The 1222-nt window shown below is 67.8% G+C and carries 1 protein-coding gene and 1 pseudogene; one reads left to right on the top strand and one right to left on the bottom strand.

What is annotated here, in order from left to right:
- Window positions 1-260 (top strand): annotated as a pseudogene (locus ACY5KJ_RS18525) (MBL fold metallo-hydrolase); the annotation flags it as partial.
- Window positions 261-432: 172 nt separating this feature from the next.
- On the opposite strand, the gene ACY5KJ_RS18520 reads toward ACY5KJ_RS18525, so the two are convergent.
- A complete protein-coding gene (locus ACY5KJ_RS18520) occupies window positions 433-1161 on the bottom strand; it encodes an HAD family hydrolase (RefSeq protein ID WP_462188290.1) in 729 nt (242 codons plus the stop codon).
- Window positions 1162-1222: the final 61 nt, after the last annotated feature.

Here is a 1222-nt window from a genome sequence, read left to right as displayed (position 1 = left end):
CCCCGGGGCACACCAGCGTCATGGCGGCCAGCGGCGGCCAGCGGATCCTGTTCTTCGGTGACGCGATCACCTGCCCGCACCAGTTACACCACCCGAGCTGGCACAGCGTTGGCGACGTCGACGTCAAGCTTGCGAACCACAGCCGGGAGTGGATCTGGAACGAGCTGTCGAAGCCAGGAACCGACGGGGTCGGCTCACACTTCCCGCAGGCACAGGAGGGCACCCTCGCACTCCACGAAGGGCGAGCGTGGTCAGCCTGAAACTCACCGGGAGGGCCCGGCGCGCCCGGGCAGCCGAGCCACGGGCCCTCCCGCACCTACCAAGCAGCGAGATGAAGATCGGTGAGTACTCCAAGCCGTGTCGTCGACGTCGCCCGGCCGCCGTTCACATTGCCGTTCACATTGCCGGTCGCCTGCGTCGCCGGGGGATTCGTCATGACGGCATGAGCTGGCGAATGACGGCTGGCTCGGTCAGGGACGGGGTCACCAGGAGAGGGCGCCCTTCCGCCGGCCACGGCAGGGGTGTGCTCTGCGGCCAGTCTCCGGTGGTAACGACGATGACCGCCAGACCGGCCCGCTGCGCGGCGATTGCCCCGATCCTGGAGTCCTCGACGGCGACCGCGTCGCGCGGATCAACTCCCAGGGCCGAGCAGGCGGTTAGGTAGACCTCCGGGTGAGGCTTGGGTAGGTCGACATCGTCCGCGGCGATGGTCGCGTCGAACGCCACATCGAATCCCGCGCCGGTGAGCATCGCGACGAGTACATCGGCCGGGCTGTTCGAGGCGACCGCCATCGGTACGCTGCCGCTCAGGCCAGCGAGCAGGGCGGCCGCGCCCGGCATGGCGCGAGGAGGGTCACGTTTCACCGCCTGCCGCAGCGAACGGTGAAGCACCGATGCGATCAAGGCAGCTTCGTGTTCCTGGTTGCCCCAGCGCGCGATCCGCGCGGCCCCCGACGCGACGGAGCTGCCGACCAGCTGCCCGCGCATCACGTCGTCCAACTCGAAGGAGACGGCCGCGGCTGCCTCGTCGAACGCGGTGGCCCATGCCGCCGTGCTGTCCACGAGCAATCCATCGCAGTCGAACAGCACCGCGGCTGGCCGCTGACTGCCCCCTGTTCGCTGGTTCGCGCCGTGGTCGGAAAACGTCCCAGAGATAATCATCTGTCTCCATCAAAATCTGAACAGTCCGAGCGAATCAGTAGCGATTGAGTAGGACGAATCA

Source organism: Frankia sp. CcWB3, assembly GCF_977927595.1.
This window is presented reverse-complemented; position numbering and strand designations above follow the sequence as displayed.